This is a genomic window from Paenibacillus oleatilyticus, from assembly GCF_018998565.1.
GTDB lineage: Bacteria > Bacillota > Bacilli > Paenibacillales > NBRC-103111 > Paenibacillus_G > Paenibacillus_G oleatilyticus.
In genome coordinates this window covers 310644-329192 of sequence record NZ_JAHNZO010000002.1, presented here as the reverse complement: position 1 = coordinate 329192, position 18549 = coordinate 310644, and the positions used below count along the sequence as shown (strand labels likewise).

At 49.1% G+C, this 18549-nt stretch carries 18 protein-coding genes and 1 other annotated feature; of the genes, 1 reads left to right on the top strand and 17 read right to left on the bottom strand.

Annotated elements, in window-relative coordinates; genetic code table 11:
- Positions 1 to 69: 69 nt before the first annotated feature.
- Positions 70 to 1209: a TIGR04053 family radical SAM/SPASM domain-containing protein gene (locus tag KQX66_RS04690; protein WP_216790338.1), complete on the bottom strand. Its 1140-nt coding sequence runs from the start codon at positions 1207 to 1209 to the stop codon at positions 70 to 72.
- A 103-nt stretch (positions 1210 to 1312) separates the two neighbouring features.
- Here KQX66_RS04690 and KQX66_RS04685 point away from each other — a divergent pair, with 103 nt between their 5' ends.
- Entirely contained in the window at positions 1313 to 1678 is a 366-nt protein-coding gene (locus KQX66_RS04685) for a group I truncated hemoglobin (protein ID WP_216790336.1), read from the top strand.
- Positions 1679 to 1745: 67 nt separating this feature from the next.
- Here KQX66_RS04685 and KQX66_RS04680 read toward each other — a convergent pair whose 3' ends face one another.
- From KQX66_RS04680 to KQX66_RS04615, 16 genes are all read right to left on the bottom strand, one after another.
- A complete protein-coding gene (locus tag KQX66_RS04680; RefSeq protein WP_216790333.1) occupies positions 1746 to 3248 on the bottom strand; it encodes a nitrate/nitrite transporter in 1503 nt (500 codons plus the stop codon).
- A gap of 303 nt (positions 3249 to 3551) precedes the next feature.
- Positions 3552 to 3692, bottom strand: coding sequence for a YciI family protein (locus KQX66_RS38190; protein ID WP_368858143.1), 141 nt, complete (start codon positions 3690 to 3692; stop codon positions 3552 to 3554).
- Positions 3692 to 3850, bottom strand: a complete 159-nt coding sequence (locus KQX66_RS37260; RefSeq protein WP_253956908.1) for a YciI family protein — start codon at positions 3848 to 3850, stop codon at positions 3692 to 3694. The genes KQX66_RS38190 and KQX66_RS37260 overlap by 1 nt, the downstream gene beginning before the upstream one ends.
- 26 nt (positions 3851 to 3876) lie before the next feature.
- Positions 3877 to 5802 carry an anaerobic ribonucleoside-triphosphate reductase gene (nrdD, locus tag KQX66_RS04670; protein WP_216790331.1) on the bottom strand — a complete coding sequence of 642 codons (1926 nt, stop codon included), beginning with the start codon at positions 5800 to 5802 and terminating at the stop codon, positions 3877 to 3879.
- Positions 5803 to 5825: 23 nt separating this feature from the next.
- A complete protein-coding gene (locus KQX66_RS04665) occupies positions 5826 to 6464 on the bottom strand; it encodes a 4Fe-4S cluster-binding domain-containing protein (RefSeq protein ID WP_253956939.1) in 639 nt (212 codons plus the stop codon).
- Positions 6465 to 6624: 160 nt separating this feature from the next.
- Entirely contained in the window at positions 6625 to 7341 is a 717-nt protein-coding gene (ric, locus tag KQX66_RS04660; protein WP_216790326.1) for an iron-sulfur cluster repair di-iron protein, read from the bottom strand.
- A 244-nt stretch (positions 7342 to 7585) separates the two neighbouring features.
- Positions 7586 to 8917: a radical SAM/SPASM domain-containing protein gene (locus KQX66_RS04655; RefSeq protein ID WP_216790489.1), complete on the bottom strand. Its 1332-nt coding sequence runs from the start codon at positions 8915 to 8917 to the stop codon at positions 7586 to 7588.
- 85 nt (positions 8918 to 9002) lie between these two features.
- On the bottom strand, positions 9003 to 9734 hold the full coding sequence (locus KQX66_RS04650) for a YwiC-like family protein (RefSeq protein ID WP_216790324.1): 732 nt from the start codon (positions 9732 to 9734) through the stop codon (positions 9003 to 9005).
- 104 nt (positions 9735 to 9838) lie between these two features.
- The gene (locus tag KQX66_RS04645; protein WP_216790322.1) at positions 9839 to 10612 is read right to left on the bottom strand and encodes an ABC transporter ATP-binding protein; all 774 of its coding nucleotides are present in this window, start codon (positions 10610 to 10612) and stop codon (positions 9839 to 9841) included.
- Positions 10609 to 11667, bottom strand: coding sequence for a FecCD family ABC transporter permease (locus KQX66_RS04640; protein ID WP_216790320.1), 1059 nt, complete (start codon positions 11665 to 11667; stop codon positions 10609 to 10611). Before KQX66_RS04640 ends, KQX66_RS04645 begins: the two co-directional genes overlap by 4 nt.
- Complete coding sequence (locus KQX66_RS04635; RefSeq protein ID WP_216790318.1) at positions 11657 to 12742, bottom strand: ABC transporter substrate-binding protein; 1086 nt, start codon at positions 12740 to 12742, stop codon at positions 11657 to 11659. The genes KQX66_RS04640 and KQX66_RS04635 overlap by 11 nt, the downstream gene beginning before the upstream one ends.
- Before the next feature lie 2 nt (positions 12743 to 12744).
- Positions 12745 to 13596 carry a class I SAM-dependent methyltransferase gene (locus KQX66_RS04630; protein ID WP_216790315.1) on the bottom strand — a complete coding sequence of 284 codons (852 nt, stop codon included), beginning with the start codon at positions 13594 to 13596 and terminating at the stop codon, positions 12745 to 12747.
- Positions 13597 to 13815: 219 nt separating this feature from the next.
- Positions 13816 to 14763 (bottom strand): DALR anticodon-binding domain-containing protein, encoded by a 948-nt coding sequence (locus KQX66_RS37975; RefSeq protein ID WP_308647114.1) that lies wholly within the window; start codon positions 14761 to 14763, stop codon positions 13816 to 13818.
- The gene (gene argS / locus KQX66_RS37970; protein WP_306665858.1) at positions 14764 to 15711 is read right to left on the bottom strand and encodes an arginine--tRNA ligase domain-containing protein; all 948 of its coding nucleotides are present in this window, start codon (positions 15709 to 15711) and stop codon (positions 14764 to 14766) included. It lies immediately after the preceding gene.
- 56 nt (positions 15712 to 15767) lie between these two features.
- Positions 15768 to 16034 (bottom strand) — a binding site (T-box leader).
- Between the two features lie 75 nt (positions 16035 to 16109).
- A complete protein-coding gene (locus KQX66_RS04620; RefSeq protein ID WP_216790313.1) occupies positions 16110 to 17585 on the bottom strand; it encodes a protein adenylyltransferase SelO in 1476 nt (491 codons plus the stop codon).
- A gap of 107 nt (positions 17586 to 17692) precedes the next feature.
- Positions 17693 to 18526 carry an alpha/beta fold hydrolase gene (locus KQX66_RS04615; protein ID WP_216790311.1) on the bottom strand — a complete coding sequence of 278 codons (834 nt, stop codon included), beginning with the start codon at positions 18524 to 18526 and terminating at the stop codon, positions 17693 to 17695.
- Positions 18527 to 18549: the final 23 nt, after the last annotated feature.

The window sequence follows — 18549 nt, the reverse complement described above, 5'->3', positions numbered from 1 at the left end:
GACCTCCATAATTCGTTTTTGGTCACTTTCATTAAAGCATTGCCCTCTCCCGATTGACTGTGATGATAATCACAAGTTCGATCCAGGAAGCGAATTTTGTTGAAAAAACATCTTTGACTCCGCTGCCAAGGCTTTCGGTACATAAGCGCAGTAGGGATCGCTTTCCAGATAATCGCCGGTAACGGCATAGGCTCTCGCCCTCGAGCCTCCGCACAATGCCTTAAATTCACAAACCCCGCACTTGCCCTTTAACAACGCTTTATCACGTAATGCGATCAGAACCGGAGAGCTGCGATAAATTTCCGTTAGCGGCCGCTCCCGGACATTGCCGCATACGACAGGCAAAAATCCGCTTGGATATACATCCCCGGTATGGCTGATAAACACAAACCCGTCTCCGTCATTTACCCCTTTAGGCGCGCGTCCGAGAAGATCCGGGCGTTTTGTTCCCATGGCCGCAGCCTGCTTGCCTAAACGCTGCTTCTCCTGCAGGAGAACCCGCCGGTAATGCGGCGCTTCCGTTGCTTTTACGCCATACGGCATCTTTTGCTGAATGTGACACAGCCACTTCATCACTTCTTCGTGCTGCTCCGGGGTGATGATATCTTTCACCATCCCGCGTCCGGTGGGGACAAGGAAGAATACGCTCCAAAGCACGGCTCCCATCTCCTTGACCTTGTCCGCGATCGCTTCCAGATCATGAAGATTATATTGGGATACGGTCGTATTCACCTGAACCGGGATTTGCCGTTCCTTTAAGTATTCGATCCCTCTCATAGTCAGATCGTATGATCCCTTTGTTCCTCGAAAATGGTCATGAATCTCCGCACAGGAGCCGTCGAGACTGAACGCCCACCGCGACAGCCCGACTTCCTTCGCCTTCCGGACGGCTTCGCGTGTCACCTTCGGCGTGGCGCTCGGCGTCATGGAGACGGGAAGACCCCGCTCTTCGATCGCATAGCGGGCAAGCTCGAACAGGTCGGGACGCATTAACGGATCTCCGCCGGTAAAGACGAATAACGGATTATCCATCTGAGCGATATCGTCAATGAGCTGCTTCCCCTCTTCGAAAGACAACTGCCTGGGATCCGCTCTATACTGTGCCTCCGCGCGGCAATGCAGACATTTCAAAGCGCAAGCCCGGGTAACTTCCCATATGACGATGAATGGATTTTCGTTGTAATCCCTTTCTTTTATAAGGGGCTTCAATAAAGTCCCTCCTTCCTATTTGCCATCTGGAGAGAAAGCATGAATATTTTTAATGATCCGAAGCATGCTATTGGTTGACATATTGTGCCTCAGGAGGTTTCTCATGGAAGCGACAAATAGCCTTTACGAAAAAGTCGGCGGAGAACAGGCCATTTCCAAAGTCGTCGATTATTTTTATAAGCTTGTATTGGCGGATGATACGGTGAACGAGTTTTTTAAGAACACCGATATGGAGAAACAACGGCGCCACCAGACCAAATTTATCAGCTTTGCGTTAGGGGGACCGAACCAATACTCGGGAAAATCCATGGCCAAAGCTCATGAAGGCATGAACCTGCAGCCGGCTCACTTTAATGCCATCGTTAAGCATCTGCATGATTCACTTGCGCATTTCGGCGTCAGCGAGCCGGAAATCGAGCAAGCCTTGTCACATGTAGCCGAGTTAAAAGACGATATCCTGTATAAATAGGGAATGATAAGAAAGCTGAGAAAGACCGCAGACTTGCACGGGTTCGAAGCTTTCTCAGTTTCTTTTTTTATTTATTTCTCAGCTCTGAAATGTCGCTGAACATCCCCGCGTAATGTTTTATTTCACCGGCGTCGTTTTTGATCGCGCTGATCGTCAGCCATTGAAGATACTCGTCGCCGTTTTTCCTCCGGTTCCATATTTCGCCCTGCCAGAAGCCCTTCTCTTTGATCGTTTTCCACATCGCGGCATAAAAATCCGACGGCTGTTTGCCCGATTTTAAAATGCGCGGATTTTCCCCGACGATTTCCTCCTGCGTATAGCCGGTCACTTGGGTGAACGCCGGATTCACCTGCCGGATCGTGCCCTTCAAATCTGTGATAATAATGGCTTCCGCCGTATTTTCAATAATTTCCGTTGCCAAACGAAGCCGGTCTTGATAATACATCCAGAACACAAGGACAAGGCTGACCAAAGCAAACTCGGACAAGGCCATGAATCCGATTGCATAGTGGCCCGTCAAGCTTAATAACGAAGCGAGAATCAGAGGCGGGAAAAATCCCCCAAGGCCGCCCATGGCGGAAACGATTCCGTTCACAAGCCCGGCCTGCTTCAGGAAATAGAGGGGCACCAGCTTGAAGATCGTGCCGTTTCCCGTCCCTGCGCAAACCGCGATCAGCAGACAACCAACAGTATAAAGCTGAATGTCCGGCGAGAAGGAAAGCAAGATGCCGGATAAGGTCAGTCCGCCGAATACGAACATCAGAATGATGAAAGAATTGAACTTGTCGCCCAGCCATCCGCCGATCGGCCGTGCCGCCGTCGCGATCGCGATAAACATAGCTGTTCGGAAGCCTGCGTCTGCCTTGGCCAATTGAAAGTGGCTGACGAGAAAATTCGGCAAATAGATGGTGAACGCGACGAAGCAGCCGAAGGTGATAAAATAAAACAGGCTGATCGCCCATAACCGCGGATTGCGGTATATTTCCTTCATCTGCTCCCGCACCGGGGTCACGACCTTCGGCTCCTTGCGGTCGCCGAGAAAAACATGAAGGAGGACAAACACGGCAAGCAAAATCAAATACAGCTGGACGGTAGCAGACCATCCGATCGAGCCTGCGACAACGGGAGCGCCGAACGCCGACACCGCCGTCCCAAGGTTGCCTATGCCGTAAAGCCCGTTCACGGAACCGTGCTTTTCCTTCGGATAATATTTCGGCAGCGAGGTAACGCCGACCGAAAATACGGCGCCGCCAATGCCGAGGAAGAAACCGCCGATCAGCAGATCGACGAACGTCGTTGCCTGGCTTACATAATAGACGGGAAACAGCAGCAGAACAAAGCTGATGGCGAACAGCTTTCTCGCGCCGTATTTATTCGTCCAGAAACCGATCGGAATACGCAGGACCGAACCCAGAATCACCGGCACGGCCGTTACCCAGGACAGCTGGCCCGGAGTCATCGGGATGTCCGACTTGATGAAAGGCATGAGCGAAGACAGAATCACCCAAACCGCAAAACCGAGAATAAGACTTACCGTTTGCAACGGCAATTGGAGCTTTCGAACATCCATCCTTTTCCCCTCCACTTCTTAGTCAATCGTCATCGTTCCAATTTCATAAAGTTCATTTCGGGCTTATGCCTGGGGCACAAGACGTGGCTGCGGCGCAAGTCGGCAACCGGCGCGCCGCCTCCCCTTCCCAAGTGTAACGATGCCTCCTTTACGGAATGTTTCTTTTCAACAGGAACATTTTGAAAATAACATTTCTCACGATTTCATCACTGTGATGCAAATCATCATAAACCGTAGTTATACAGCGTAAAATAACTCACTTTCACAAAATAGACATAAATTACTTGAATAACCGGCATCCCGCTATCCTGCGCCCAGATGATTGTTTTCTTCGCAGGAAAGCTGCCACGTGCGCAGTTCGTAGCTTTCTGTTCCAGTCGATACAAACGGATCCGATTCGGCGATGCTCCGCGCTTCTTCGTAGCAAGAAGCACGGATAATCATCATCCCTCCCTGTAATCGGAGAACGGTCCGCAAAGCTCCAGTTGGCCATTTTTCTCCAGCTTGCGCTGGAAAGCAATGTGTTTTCGGATCAGTTCTTCTGTCAATTTCTTACCAGGATTCAGCGACAACAAAATCACATACCTTGTGAACTTTGTCATGTCTACTCCCCTTTTCACCATCGTTGTTACAGCTCTTCAACCTTCACTCGCTTTCTCGTATTCCAGTCAAACCTTCTTGCTTTGCTCCAGAAGTTGAACTCCCCGTGATAACAACCTTCCTTATCCACCTTGATGCTTTTTCTGGAGATCATCTTTACATAACCGATCACACGGCTGAATGTGGCGATATCGTCACTGCCGCAAACCGGACAATTCCCGATATGCTTTCCGTCCTGCGCCACCAATTGCCGATTGCAGCTTAAGCAGCTTGTAAGGGTAGGCGTAAGCGTGATGTAGTTAATCGGCTTTTCGAATATTTTACTGAGATATTGCGCGAGTTGGCCCGGTGCAAGCTTGCTTTCCACAAAATGATGGAGAATGCTTCCCGATGTGGCATACCCCTGAAATTCCGCACTGTTTTCGATTTGCTTGAGGAAGTCTTCTTCACTAAACGGAAGCATGCACCCGGACGTCAGGTATACGTTATCGCCGCTGCCCTGAACATAGACATGCCGTCCATGCTGTTTCCCCCATTTCAAATCATGCCGGGCGAGCTTGATCGCTGCGTTCTCCCCGGGAGCATATTCAATCCCGCAGGCTACTTTATCCCGCACAATGAACTCATTGATGATGTCAGTCATAGCTTGCATGAGACGATGAGCCAGCCTCTTGCCGTCCTCATTCAACAATCCGCCTTCAAAGCCCATATTATGCAATCCCTCGTGCATCCCGGTCACGGCAAATACGTTAAAATAGTTTTTCAGATCGTTATTGAAGGCGAAAAACGTCGGGTACAGCTCTTTATTTCTTTCGATCCATGCCCTTTTGGCCTGATGGCCTTGCTGCATGAGTTCGAGAACCTCTCTGATTTTATCCAAGAGTAGCGATTCGTTATGTCCAAATTCCATCAGCATGCGATTCAAGTTAAGATTCAACACTTGCACGGCGCCGGTCGATCCGGTAGAGCTGCCAAAAATGCCGCTTCCGGCTCTTGAAAGCACGGACAAATCGATCTGCAGTCTGCAGCATAAGCTACGGCTCGCTTCCGGGTCGCGCGGTTTCAACAAAGGGTTGCGTTTTTTGTAATATTCATTTTCAAACGGCTCCGTCCGGAAGTTTTCAAAGTAGACGCCGCCCCAATAATACATTTGCTCCAGCAAGTACAGAAACAGCTCGTCCTGAAAATTAAAATGATCGTCAATTTGAACGGTAATTAAAGGAAACGTAAACGGAATCCCTGTTCCTGTCCCCTCTTTCATCACATCGATAATCGCCTTGTTGATCCGGTCAAAATAGATCGGCGGAATATCTTGATATTTGATATTTTGGGTAACGCCTCCGATCATGACGTATTCGTTTTTGATTTCCTCGGACGGTTTGCCGAATTCCATCGTGATGTTCGAAAATGCGGATTGCGACCCTCCGCGCAGCGGCATGTTCATTTCCCATATCAAGCCTTGAAACAACTGCTTCAGCTCGTGATCCGAATACGCTTTGCCGTTATCCAATTGTTCAAAGTACAGGTACGATGCAGCTATGGTGGTCAATTGGGACAACATCACCGCGCCGGACACCTGCTGCGACATCAGCACGATGACGTTGCTAACGTGTCTTAATAACACATCCAGCTTTTTCGTCGGTTTGGAGGACAACATATTTTTGGCCAAATTGGGGATTCCCATCATCGCGATATCTTTGCATCCGACGCTCATGCAGTACGGACTTAATTGCTTATCGTGTATGTATACGACGCCTTCTTTATAGAGCTCCGTCAGTTTGGACGGCAATATGTGCGACAGCAAAAATTCCTCTTCGGCAAAGTTTGTAAGATTGTGGCGCAGCAGGGGCAGAGAGTACACAAAATTGCTATTCTCGCGTTTTAAATAGTCCGATTTTTTGTCTTCGACCTCCGAGGTGAATTTTTCGATAATTTCGTTAAAATGATGAAACATTCTTCCTTTCCTCCCATTCCCGTTCAAGCCGGAAAATAAAATTCGTTTAATTTATACGTGACCTCGCTGTTGTAACGCTCCTTCAGCTCATCGACATAGCTGCGAATTTGTTCAAAGTACTCCTCGCTTAAAACAGGATATTTCACGGTACGCACCTGACTGAAAGGGCTATTGTGCCGAATGACCAATTGGATCGCCGACATCATGTTTTGAACCAGCACAGGGGTAGGAACGACGCCGAGAACGGCTTGATAGGCGGCCATATCGACGTTCTTATCGAAAGCATGGTACGGCAATTTCATATCGATATGAATCCCGTCGGCCAGCTCTCTCTCCAGCAAATGGCGTATTTTCTCAGGAAACGTGCCGTTCGTGTTAATGATGATTTTGCCCGGGAACCCTTTCTTCAGTTCCGCAAGAAATGAGGAAATTTCTGCAAGATTTCCCATCAAAAACTCCCCGCCGCTGAAGATGAGGGCATCGAATAAATATCCGTTCATCTTGATTTGTTGCAAAATATCACCAGCCAACAAATAATGCTCATGCTTGGATGCAACCAATTCATCATAGTTATGACATCCTAAGCAGTGCAAATTACAGCCGGCAAGAGAATGAATCACTAAAGAGGTATTCCCCGGCAGATCGTCAAAAGTCCGAATCATGATTGGATAAAATCGTAGCACTTTCCCGTTAACCCCCTCTCCTCAAAAAACTAAATATAGTGTTATCGAAAATATTATATCACCATATATAGTGTATTTCGGTGATTCGAGTCACTAAAGAGGTCGCCTTTTAGACGACCTCTTCTGGGAAATCCGCTTGTTAAGACTCGTCGGCAGGATGGCTCAGGCGCTGGAAAAGAATGTTGTTTTCCAGGTGGATATGCTGGAACAAATCCGATTCGAGCTCTTGCAGCTTGTGGAACGCCAGCGTGTAAGTCCGGCACGCGCCGGCCGGCAGCTCGTAATCGCTCGTGACGGCTCTCATCTCGTGCAGGAGATTGCCGACGCCGCTGTGATCCGCCTCAAGCTCGCTTATCGCATTCGCCGTTTTCTCCGCAAGGGATGGGGCCGGATTGAGCTCCAATTCTTTGATTAACGGAAAGACAGTCGCCTCCTCGGCGATCAAATGCTGCTCAAGCTCCATTTTCATCTGATGAAAAAGCATATGAAGCTTGGCGAGCTCACGGCGTTCCGGACCGTGTACCCGCAAAATTTTGGTGACGAATTGGCTTAACACGGGGAGCTCCCGTTCCAAATACGCGTGATGGGTGGTGACGATATGATCGATCAACCGACTCGACGAGAGCTTGTTCCAGTCCGTGTTGGGATCGATTTTTTGGTTCGCTTCCTCGTAGAACCGGTTTAGTTTTTCAATGAACGCTGCTTCCTCGATGTTTTTCTGTCTTAGCGCTGATGTCAGAGAACGGCCCCCGCCGCAGCAAAAGTCGATGCCGTGCTCCTGAAATAAGTTGCTGGACCCGGGAAAAGCGGTCACGATTTGTCCGATCGTTTCGGAACCGTTAAAAGCAATGCTCATTGGGTTGGCCTCCTTTTGACATGACCGTTTATCCAGCGATCATGTTCTTGTCTAAATTGTAATGCAACGAGCCTAAGCCTACTGTGTTTACAATCACGTTTTTTTCTGCTCTTCTTTAGCCCAAAAATTATAGCCCCAAAATGAAAAGTCCAAGGTTCGTTGCCGGTAAGCAACAAAACTTGGACTTTTTTAGAATGACGTTGAACCTGATTAAGCAAGATTTCCAGGCACCGACTTCAATATTTTACCGGTATTCTCCGCTTGCGCGGTTGTTATGGCCGGACGAATCCACTTCATGTTCTTCTCCACCTCCTTTGATTGGATCTGTGGTCTTCCCGATCAATTCCAGCACGTGCTTGAGTTTTCTTTTCTCATGCGGACAAGGGCGCTTCCCTGTTCTCATCCGATATAACGGGCAATGGTTGCCCTGACAGGCGGGGCGGAAATAACACGTGCGGCAAACGGGGTCCCGTTCTTCGCCGGAGCCGGTCCATCTCGCTATTTTGTCCGTATCCAGAACCATGCTTCCGTCTGCGTAAAGCTGCCCGACATGATTCACCGGGTCGTCCAGCGCAACCGAGCATTTGTACAGCCGTCCGTCCGCTCCAATCACGAACGCATTGGGCTTGGCGGCATAACAGACGGCTCCGGACGGCATAAGCGAATCGATGATCGTCTCGCTGAGCGGCAGCCCTTGCTCCACCCCAAGGCCCGTCAATTCCCACAGACGCGCATCCGATGCGGTCCGGTCGCACACGGGAATCCGGTCGTCGTTTCGCCCGCCCCACCGGCCGACCGGCCGAATCAGCAGCTGAAACCGCTTGTCACCCTCGAACCAAGCGAAAAGCTTCGTCAGTAAATCCGGCACTTCATCCGCGTTATCCTGATCAAAATTGACTCGAATATCGACAGCAAACGCCGCATCGACATCACGTAACGCCTTCAAATTGCCGATGATTGTTTCAAACGTTCCGCCGCCTCCACGAAGTCCCCTTCTCCTGTCGTGAACCGTTTCCGTTCCGTCCAACGTCACCATGAATCGGCGCACGTTCCGGTCAAGCAGCTCCATAAACCGCTCTTTCGTCAAAAAGTATCCGTTTGTCGACATGTCTGCGGAGTAGCTGATGCCGTTTTTCAAGCAGCTTTCCAGGAAAGAATCCGACAATTCAACGATCGTATCGGGAACAAGCAGCGGTTCGCCGCCGAACCAGCTGACGGTAAGATGCTCGATGCTTTCGGCTGCCTGCCGGACGTACGCTTTTAGGCCGTCGATCGTCTCCCGCGTCATGGCGCCACGGGGAAAGCTCTGGTAGCAATACGTGCAGCGAAAGTTGCAGGCTTCCGTAGGCATGATCACGAGATGCATCGATTTCGCTTCGTTCAGGGCACCGTGCAGCTTTTGCGCCTGCGCAAGCTCGTCCGTCCCGTCCGGCACCAAAAATCCGGCATCGCGCAGATCGGAAGCCATTCCGGACAACTCCTCATGGAGTGCCCCCTTCCCCAGTACTCGAAGGACTTCTGCCTCCTCGTCCGGTTCAAAGGCAGCCATGGCGCCGGAAAAAGAATTGTAAATCATCCCTCCTTTTCCGTTCCATCGCACGATGGTGGAATAGCGGGAAGGTATCCAACGGCTTATCACTTTTGCCAATCCTTATCACCCTTCATCGTTGAATGAACATAGCGGAAAGTATTACAAACTGCACCGCACCCACAATTTCAATCATTCCCGCCTTCGAAGGACGCATCGGCTTGCCTGCGAAAGCAAAAGCCCGCGCAGCGGAAAACGCATAAGCGAGGATCATCCACGGATGGCCTGCCACCCACAGCACGAGCGGGAGCAAAATATGGTACGTTCGCGTATAAGCGATCCAGCGCTTGTTCTCTCTTTCGCGAAAGATGGCCTTCACAAAAAAGACGCTGCTTGTAAAATACAAAAAGCTGAACAGAACGACCGACGCCATCATCCGGTCCCAGCCTCCACCGCCCACCAGATAAGCGGCGGCTCCACTAAGGCTGAACATGAGGATGGCGCAAAGATCGTTAAGCAGCGCCCTTTCCGATTTGTGTCTCGTATGCCATATGTTCACCGAAAGCAGCGCAAGAAGAAGCGGGCCGAAATAAAGCAATGCCGGATGGCTGAAAAGCGATGGCACCAAACAACAAGCCGCAAGCAAACCGTAAATCGTCCCCCATTTGATCCAATGCGGCCGGTTGGCTTTATTTTTCATGGACTGAAGAAAAGGATAAGACGATAGATAGAGAAACAGCCATCCCATAAATAACGGCAGATGCATCAACTGCGGCTTCCCGGCGAACAGGCCGAGCAGAAAAGGAACACTGACCATCGCCCAACCGCCGTGTTCATGAGGAATCACTATAGTTCGCTTCTTCATGGGACAGTCGCTCCTCTCGCACCTTATTGCATAACCATCATATAATTGTCTCCCCCGTCCGCTCTATGATATTATGCACATCCCTTGCAGATCGCGAGGATGTTTTAGATCCCTTCGGCTACACAGGCCATTCTATCGATTTCCTTTAAATACACGAGCTTCAAATTAATGTTATATATCTTTTTCAGCTTCTCTTCGTTTAAAATATGTGCGGCATGGCCGCATTCAAATTGGCCTGACTTGTCCATGATTCCGATTTTATCGTTCAGCAATATGGCATGATCCGGTGTATGCGTGGTCATGATGATGCCGTAGCCTTTGTGGGACAGTTTTTTTATGATTTCAATCGTTCGAATCTGATTGCCATAATCTAGCTGCGAGGTCGGTTCATCCATTAATATGATTTTGGATTGCTGGGCAATGGCTCTGGCAATGGTGACCAGCTGCCTCTCTCCGCCACTAAGCTCCGTATACGGCTTGGTTAACAAATGACCGATCCCGATCATCTCGATGGCCTCAAGTGCAATGTTGTAATCCTTGTCGGACGGCATTGAAAATGCCGAGATATACGGCGAGCGCCCCATGACAACGAATTCCTTGACCGTAAATGCATAGGCAGGCACATGGTTTTGAGGAACATAGCCGATATTTTTTGCAAACTCATTCATGGTATAGTCATAAATCGATTTTCCGTCCAGGAAAATATCCCCCTGCTCCCCTTTAAGCAGCCTCGCTATACAGTTCAACAGGGTAGACTTGCCCGACCCGTTGGGTCCCAAAATCGAAAGAATCTCCCCCTCGTTCAGGCTGAAGGATACATTGGAAAAAACTTGCTTTTGTTTGTATGAAAAACTGACATTGCGCACTTCAAGTTTCATGTCATGTTCATCCTTTGTTTATGCAAAATCCAAAAATAAAAAGGCGCTCCCACAAGCCCCGTTAAAATACTGATGGGCAATTCTGCCGGGGAAACGATTCTTGATAGCGTATCAATCATTAACAAAAATCCTCCTCCTAGGATGATAGAAAGAGGAAATAACCTTTTATTGTCCGGCCCAATCAGCATTCGTCCCAAATGAGGAACGATTAGCCCGATCCAACCGATGGTTCCGCTAACACATACGGCACAAGCGGTTAAAACTGTAGATAATACGATGACGAGACCGCGATAAAACTCCGTATGGACGCCCAGGTTTTTAGCCTCGCTTTCTCCTAAAGCAAGAATATTGACTCTCCATCGGATAGCGAGCAGCAGCAGCATTGAGATCACCATGGGAATGGAGATTATCCATATATCGCCCTTGGAGATTTTGGCTAAGCTGCCCAGAAGCCAATAGGTAAGCTCCGCAAGCTTATTCTCGGTATCCATCATATATTTGGCCAATCCTAATAAAGAAACCATCATTCCGTTCACGATAATTCCCCCTAAGACGAGAATGATGGTTGAACGATTTTTCATGAACTTCGGAATCGCGCTTGTTATCATAACGGCCAAGGAGGAGATTTGTAAACCGAATGTCCCCAATTGAAAAAGTATGGCTAAAGCAGCCCCCAGCCCCGCACCGGAAGAAACACCTAAAATGTCCGGGGAAACCAAAGGATTTCTAAAAATCCCTTGGTATGCGGCCCCGGCCAATGCCAGTGAACCCCCGATCACAATGGAAGCGATGATTCTGGGCAATCTTAAATTCAAAATAATATTTTCAATGGTTTGATTTACATTTGACGGCTTTCCAAGCAGTTTTGAGGATAAAACATCCAAAACATCCGAAATCGGAATACCATATCGCCCTAAGCAAAGCGCTGCGACCGAAAGGACGAACAGCAGGAGCCATAACGTTAACAAAAGCATGTAATCTCTAACCTTGCTGTATGAACCAGCCTTTTGCTTTAACGCTTCCATCTTCTGCTCACCCGTTTTTTTATTTAACAACTTCTCCTTTTAACAGCTGCTCCAGCTGCTGATCGGTCATGTCGAAATTCGAATATTCCTTATAAAACTTTCTGGTTTCCTCTTTCATATCCATCACGAACAAATCGGGATGGAACGTCGCCGCCGCCCACAAAATTTGCAATGCGCTTTCCGCCCCAAAGCGGTCCCAAGCAAAACAGCCGGATGGGATTACGAATATTTTATTGTTTTTTACCGCTTTAATTTCACTCCACTCCGGAGCTGTTTTGAAGCTCTGTACAACCTTCTTGCTCCCTTCTCCGCCACTGACGACGATGATGTCGGGATTTTTCTTTAAAATATCTTCCGGGGTCACGGTCACCCGCATGCCTTTCCCCAAATCGGAGGTTGCAAATTTCCCTCCGCCGTTGGTCACCCATTCTTCCATAATGGTCCCGGCGCCAGTTGTGGAGTACATATTATCAACCGCATAATAAACGACCGGTTTATCTTCTTCCTGTAAGTTTTTGAACTTGTCTTGAACCTTGTTTAGATTTCCGTCAATGTAGGCGACTAATCGATCTGTTTTACTTTTGTAATCACCGCCTAAAATATCGCCTAAAGCAGAAACGGATTGTTTCATGGTTTTATAATTGTTGAACATTAGATTTACACCCTTTAAACCGACTTGGGTGTAGCTTTTTATATTATCGTCGCTGGCAGTTATGATCACTTCCGGGTCCAGCTTCAGCAATTCCTCAGGATTCTCTTCAGCCGTTGGAATTTGCTCCAGCTTCGGATAAATAAGCTTATTAAAGGGCAAAGTTTTCACATATTTATGTACGCCGACTAATTTATCGCCGGCCCCTAAGAAAATCATCATGGTTGCAGACGACGGCCAGGTATTGACGACTCTTGTTATTTTGCCCGGCAGTTCGACTTCTTTCCCCGACATGCTGACGACTTTTTTGTTTGTGGTTGCATTCGCATCAGGTTTGGAGTCGGTAACCTTAACTTCAGCGTCCGCATGGTTCGTTGCCGTTGATTTTGCGCATCCCGCTACAACGATCGTCATGGCAAGAAAGCAAAGCATGATGTTCATCTTTCGTTGTCTCATCGTTAGACTCCTTCGTATGTAAAATCCACGTCTTCAGGCTTCCACCACATGACATAAGTGGAGGTTTCTCTTACAAACCGAACGGAACCGTCCTTACCTTCGATCAAATACTTGTCTACATTTTGCCTGAATACATCTTCTTGATCCTCGTCCACCGTTCCTAAAGTTCTTAAATCATCATAGGCTTCTTCTTTATTCCGAAAGTTTTTTTCAAACCCGTCTTTCACGATGACGACGCTTGGATCAATCCCCAAGTCGTACAGCATATTAAACCGAATGTTATACCCGAGCTGGCGGTTTTCCTTAAAGTCCAGCTGTACATTGCCTCTTACTCCGCGAAATAAATCCAATTGTATCGATCTTAAGGACGGCCCATTGGCAAAACTCAAAAGAAAGACATATTTTTTGGCAAGCTTATTTAGTCTCTTAATATCTTTCAGCGCAACGGTGCGTGATGCAAAAACGACATCATGCTGTTCTAATTGGTTGATTTCACTTTCGTTATTCCAATCCACCAGATGAAAATGAACATTATCCGCCTGCTCTTCTTCGGCGTATTTTCTTGCATAACTCAACATGTTCGGAGAAGCATCGATAGCGGTGATGCTGCCCACTTTTTTAGAAATCGGCACACACAATCTTCCTGTCCCGCAGCCTACATCCAGAACACGGTCATGGGGGTCCAGAATCATAGCGTCCACTTGATGTTTCGTATAGCTTTTTTCCATTCTGGACATCTTGTCATACATATAGCCGAACGGATCCCAAAACTTAGCCGGATCCACATCCCTGTCATCCGTTGTCTTGCCATAAGCGAGTTCAAGCATCTTTTCCCAATTGATGATCCCGGCCATTCCATCCACATCCCTTTCAACTCCATTGTTGGTACGAATCACATCATACTTATTAATACTAAATAGATTTATTCAATGTGATTATCCGCAACATTACATGGAATTCAATATAATTAATTATGTTTAGATATAATTGATTATATTTAATTTTATTTGTGGAAGTCAAAATATATGGTGAACGACCGGGAACATTTGTACGACTCTATCACGTATCGATGTCTACATCCGGTTCGGGGCAGGCAAGCCGAGGATGGACAGCCCGTCGTGCATCGTATCGCGATACCGTCCGACCAGCCACAGACGGAACCCTTGCGTACCTTCGTCCGTCTTAAGAATCTGGCATGCCGTATAGAAATGGTTGAAAAGCGACGCCAGCTCATACAGGTACGTACAAAGCACATTTGGCGCCAAGCCGGCAACGACTTCCTCCAAGGTCTCCGGCCAGTAAGCGAGCTGCTTGAGAACCGCATATTCCTGCGGCGCAAGCCCCTCTGCGACCGGATATGCCGCGATCGCGGCGATATCGTTGACCGCCGTGTCCGTCAGGAAACGGCCTTTATCCAAAATGCTGCATGCCCTGGCATAAGAGTACATTAAATACACCCCGGTATTGCCGGACACCTCCGTTGCTTGCTCTAAATCGAACACCACTTCCGTCTGCAGATGGAATTTAAGCAAATAGTACCTGATCGCTGCCGCTGCGATCGAGCGGCTGTCCAAGCCTTCGTGCTGCGAGCGCTGGGCTTCGATAACGGCTTCCATGTGCGCGACAAGCTCCGCCACTTTGATGCCGATCCCCTGTCTCCCGGACATCGGATACGATGACCTGCCGTCGGATGTGTCGACGCCAAGACTTTCGGCCGTCGCCCGGCTCAGTGATACCACCCCATAGCTGACGTGATGCAGCTGAGCAGCTTGCTTATCGTCCCCCAATGCCTGCAATGCCTGCTTCACCATCTGCTGCGGGTATTCTTGACGATGGTCGATCACGTTGACGACCCTATCCGCCCGCCCAATGTCCTGCTCCACGCCTTGCGAATGCGTAGACCATACCCCACTGCCGAAGGGCTGATAGCGGAATGTTTTATCGAGCAAACCGAACTTCCACAGGTGATAGGCAATATCTTTGGCCGTGTACGTCAGGATGCCGTTGGATCGTACCAGCACCTAGTCGCTGTGGAATTCCGTCTGTCCGGCTGGATCGGCCTCCTCCAACGTCTGCTTGAGCACCCAACAGCCGGCCAGCTTGCCTTCGCTTTCTTGCCGGAACAGATCGGTTTTTTGCAGCCTCTCAAACGTCTCCTGCCAGAAGCCCTCACGAACAATGCTGCTCTCCCACACCAGCACATCGTAGTCAATTCCAAACTGCCGCATGTCCTCCAGATGCTCCCTGACGATTTGCTCCGCTACCAACGTACCGAGCCAGGCAATATTGTTGTGACCTAGCTCCAGATGATGCAATACATTCGCCCGTTCCTGCTCCAGCTCGGGCTGTTCGCGGTACTTCCGGTTGATTTCCGCATAGACGTCCCAGCAAAAATCGCCAAACCGGGTATGCTGCTGCTGTACCGACGTCCGCAATACGCCGACAACCGTATCGGCCAGCTGGTTGCCCAAATCGTCGATGTAATTGTGAACCTCGACCTGATGGCCCACCCGCTTAAGCATCCTTGCCAAAGTATCGCCAATGCACGAATTACGCAAATGTCCGATATGCGCCGATTTATTCGGATTAATCGACGTATGCTCGATCAATACTTTTTTGAGCTCATTTTCCGGCTGGAAGGCATCCTGGCGGTGCGAGTTAGCAATCCAGTGCTCCCAATGAATAAACAAATTCACAAAACCCGGCGCCGCGACCTCAATACGTTCGAACCATCCCGCAACGCGCTGATGATCTGCCAGCCTCGCTTTGATCTCGTTAGCGATTGTTAAAGGATTCTTCTTGAGCACCCGCACCAGCTTCATGGCCAGATTCGTGCTGTACTCCCCGTGCCGGTCATTTGCCGGATGTTCAATCACGATCGACAGTTCCTCCGGTACGGTATGCCCCGCTTCCTGAAGAAGCTGCTCTGCAATGTCTTCTAGCGCTTGATGAAGCTGCTTATGAATCATTTTCCCGACCTCCGTATGGATAAATTTATGAAAATCAAAAAGGCCCCCGTCTCCAAAAAAGAGACGAGAGCCTATTGCTTCCCGCGGTACCACTCTATGTGCAAATCGCCAAAATTGGCGATTCACCGCTTAATCGTGTAACGGTCCTTGACCGGATCTGCCTACTGCGCGTCGTCCCGAAGGCCTGAAGCCTAGCTTGACGAGTCCGGTTCGGCAAATCATATCCCGGGTCCGCTTCATCCAAGACCAACGTACCGGCTTTCACCACCTCCGGCTCGCTGCGACTGTTCGTCCTGAACTACTGTCCCGTTCATTTATGTTGGCTTATTCAATTCGTGGCACGATATTTAAAAGTAGTTATACCCGAATTGGAACGTATTGTCAAGAACCTCACACGATCACGTGCCGCAAAAGGTGCGGTAAGGACGGTCGGATGCTGCGGGCAGCGTGCAGTATTCCGCCTGTTCGGGAGAGTGCGCATAAGGATTCGAAAGAGCCTGCACAAGCCGCTCCATTACGCTGTAATCTCCCTGCTTCACCGCGGCGTCCAGCGCTTCCTCTACCCGGTGGTTGCGCGGGATGATCGCGGGATTGCTGCTGCGCATCAATTGCTGCGAGGAGGCCTGCGGCTCTTGCTGTCTCCCCCGTCTCGCCTGCCACCGCTCCTGCCATTGCGCGAATTCCGTCGTTCCGTTGAATGCCAAATCCTCGTGCTTATCGAACGTCAAAGCCCGGAATGTATTGGTGTAGTCCGCCTGATGCTTCTGCATCATGACGAGAAGGTCCTTCATCAGAGCTTCGTCCTCCGGCTCTTCATTAAAGAGGCCAAGCTTCGCCCTCATTCCCGCGAGCCAATGACCGGCAAATTGTTCGACAAAACCGGAAATGGCATCCTCCGCCAGCCGGATCGCCTCATCCTCGTCATCATGCAGCAGCGGCAATAACGCTTCGGCCAATCTCGCGAGATTCCATGCGGCAATCGACGGCTGATTTCCATAGGCATAGCGGCCGTGAACGTCGATGGAGCTGAATACCGTTGCCGGATCGTAGGCATCCATGAAAGCGCAAGGACCGTAATCGATGGTCTCTCCGCTCAGGGCCATATTATCGGTATTCATCACCCCGTGAATAAAGCCGACGAGCTGCCATTTGGCAATCAGCGCAGCCTGACGCTTGATCACTTCCTGAAGCAAGGAAAGATAGCGGTTCTCCGTCGCGTCGGCGTGCGGATAATGCCTCTGAATGGTGTAATCCGCCAAAGTCCGCAGCTCCTCGACGCCGCCCCAATTGGCAGCGTATTGAAAGGTGCCGACGCGTATATGACTGGCAGCCACGCGGGTCAGAACCGCACCGGGCAGCTCGGTTTCGCGGATGATTCCCTCGCCGGTCGTCACCACCGCCAAACTGCGGGTGGTCGGAACGCCGAGCGCATGCATCGCTTCGCTGATGATATATTCGCGCAGCATCGGTCCAAGCGCCGCCCGACCGTCTCCGCCGCGGGAATATGGCGTCCTGCCCGATCCCTTGAGCTGAATATCTACCCGCGTATTGTCGGGGGTAATCTGTTCGCCAAGCAGCAAGGCCCGGCCGTCTCCCAGCATGGTGAAATGGCCAAATTGATGCCCTGCGTAAGCCTGGGCAAGAGGCGCGGCCCCTTCGGGAATACGATTTCCTGCAAACACCGCTACACCCTCGCTGCCTTGCAGCGCCTCGACGTTCAACCCCAGGGATGCCGCTAACCAGTCATTCAGAACGATCAGCTTCGGCGAACGGACAGGGGCCGGCTCAAGCCTGGAAAAAAACGTTTCCGGCAGACGGGCATAGCTGTTATCGAAATTCCATCCCGGATCTATGATTGCTTTGTTCTCAGTCATCGGATCTCCTTTTTATCGTTCAAAAATAAATACAAGTCGCCGTTTTAGTGTTTACTTCTACCAGTTTATTATACACTTTCCAGCGCGTTTGGGCATATTGTTGCCTGTTAAATTCCTTTCAAAAACATATCAAACCATTCATAAAATTCTTCTTTGTTACTTAAATGAACATTGTGGTCGGGATGTGACATTTCATGGGCAATACAATTCGGAATCAGGGATTGCATGCTAATAAAATCTTCGTCCGATATTGTTTGGTTGCCTTTTGCTCTGATTAACAATACCAGACACTGTATGCTCGGTAATAGATGAAACCAATTTTCATAATACGCCATGTTGGCAGCCATAGCCTGTGAACTGAACATCATCTGATACCCCTCTACAGTTTCCACCAAACTATTCATAAAATACTGATATTCCAAATTAGAATCCGCAGCCTTTCTAATAAAATTCATTGCTTCGTTCCGTGTGGCAAAGGGTAAGGGCCAATTTTTTGTCAATGGGTCACGGAGTTGGCTTTTATCTATCATTACCTTGTTTGGCTCTACAGGTCCTGATGCAGATTTGTCAAGGATAGCTACTGCTTTTACGTACTCAGGATATACCGCTGCTAAATATCCTGCTACTGCTCCACCCATGGAATGACCTACTAAAATGATGGAATCTATCTTTAAAAAATCTAATAGTTGAATGATGTCCTCGGCCATTTCTTCAGCCGTATATTTCGATATAGGTTTACTACTCAATCCATGTCCTCTCTGATCTGGTGCGATAATTCTGTATTGTTCTCCATAGTGTTGGATAAAATCAAACCAGGTTTCTGCTCTTCCCCTTCTTCCATGAAGACAAAGAATAGGTGGCCCTTCGGTTTTTGTATCAAAGTAAAACATATCGATACGCTTCAACTTAGCAATGCTTCTGTAGATTTTGATTTTTTTCATACAATTTTCCCTCCATAACCCAT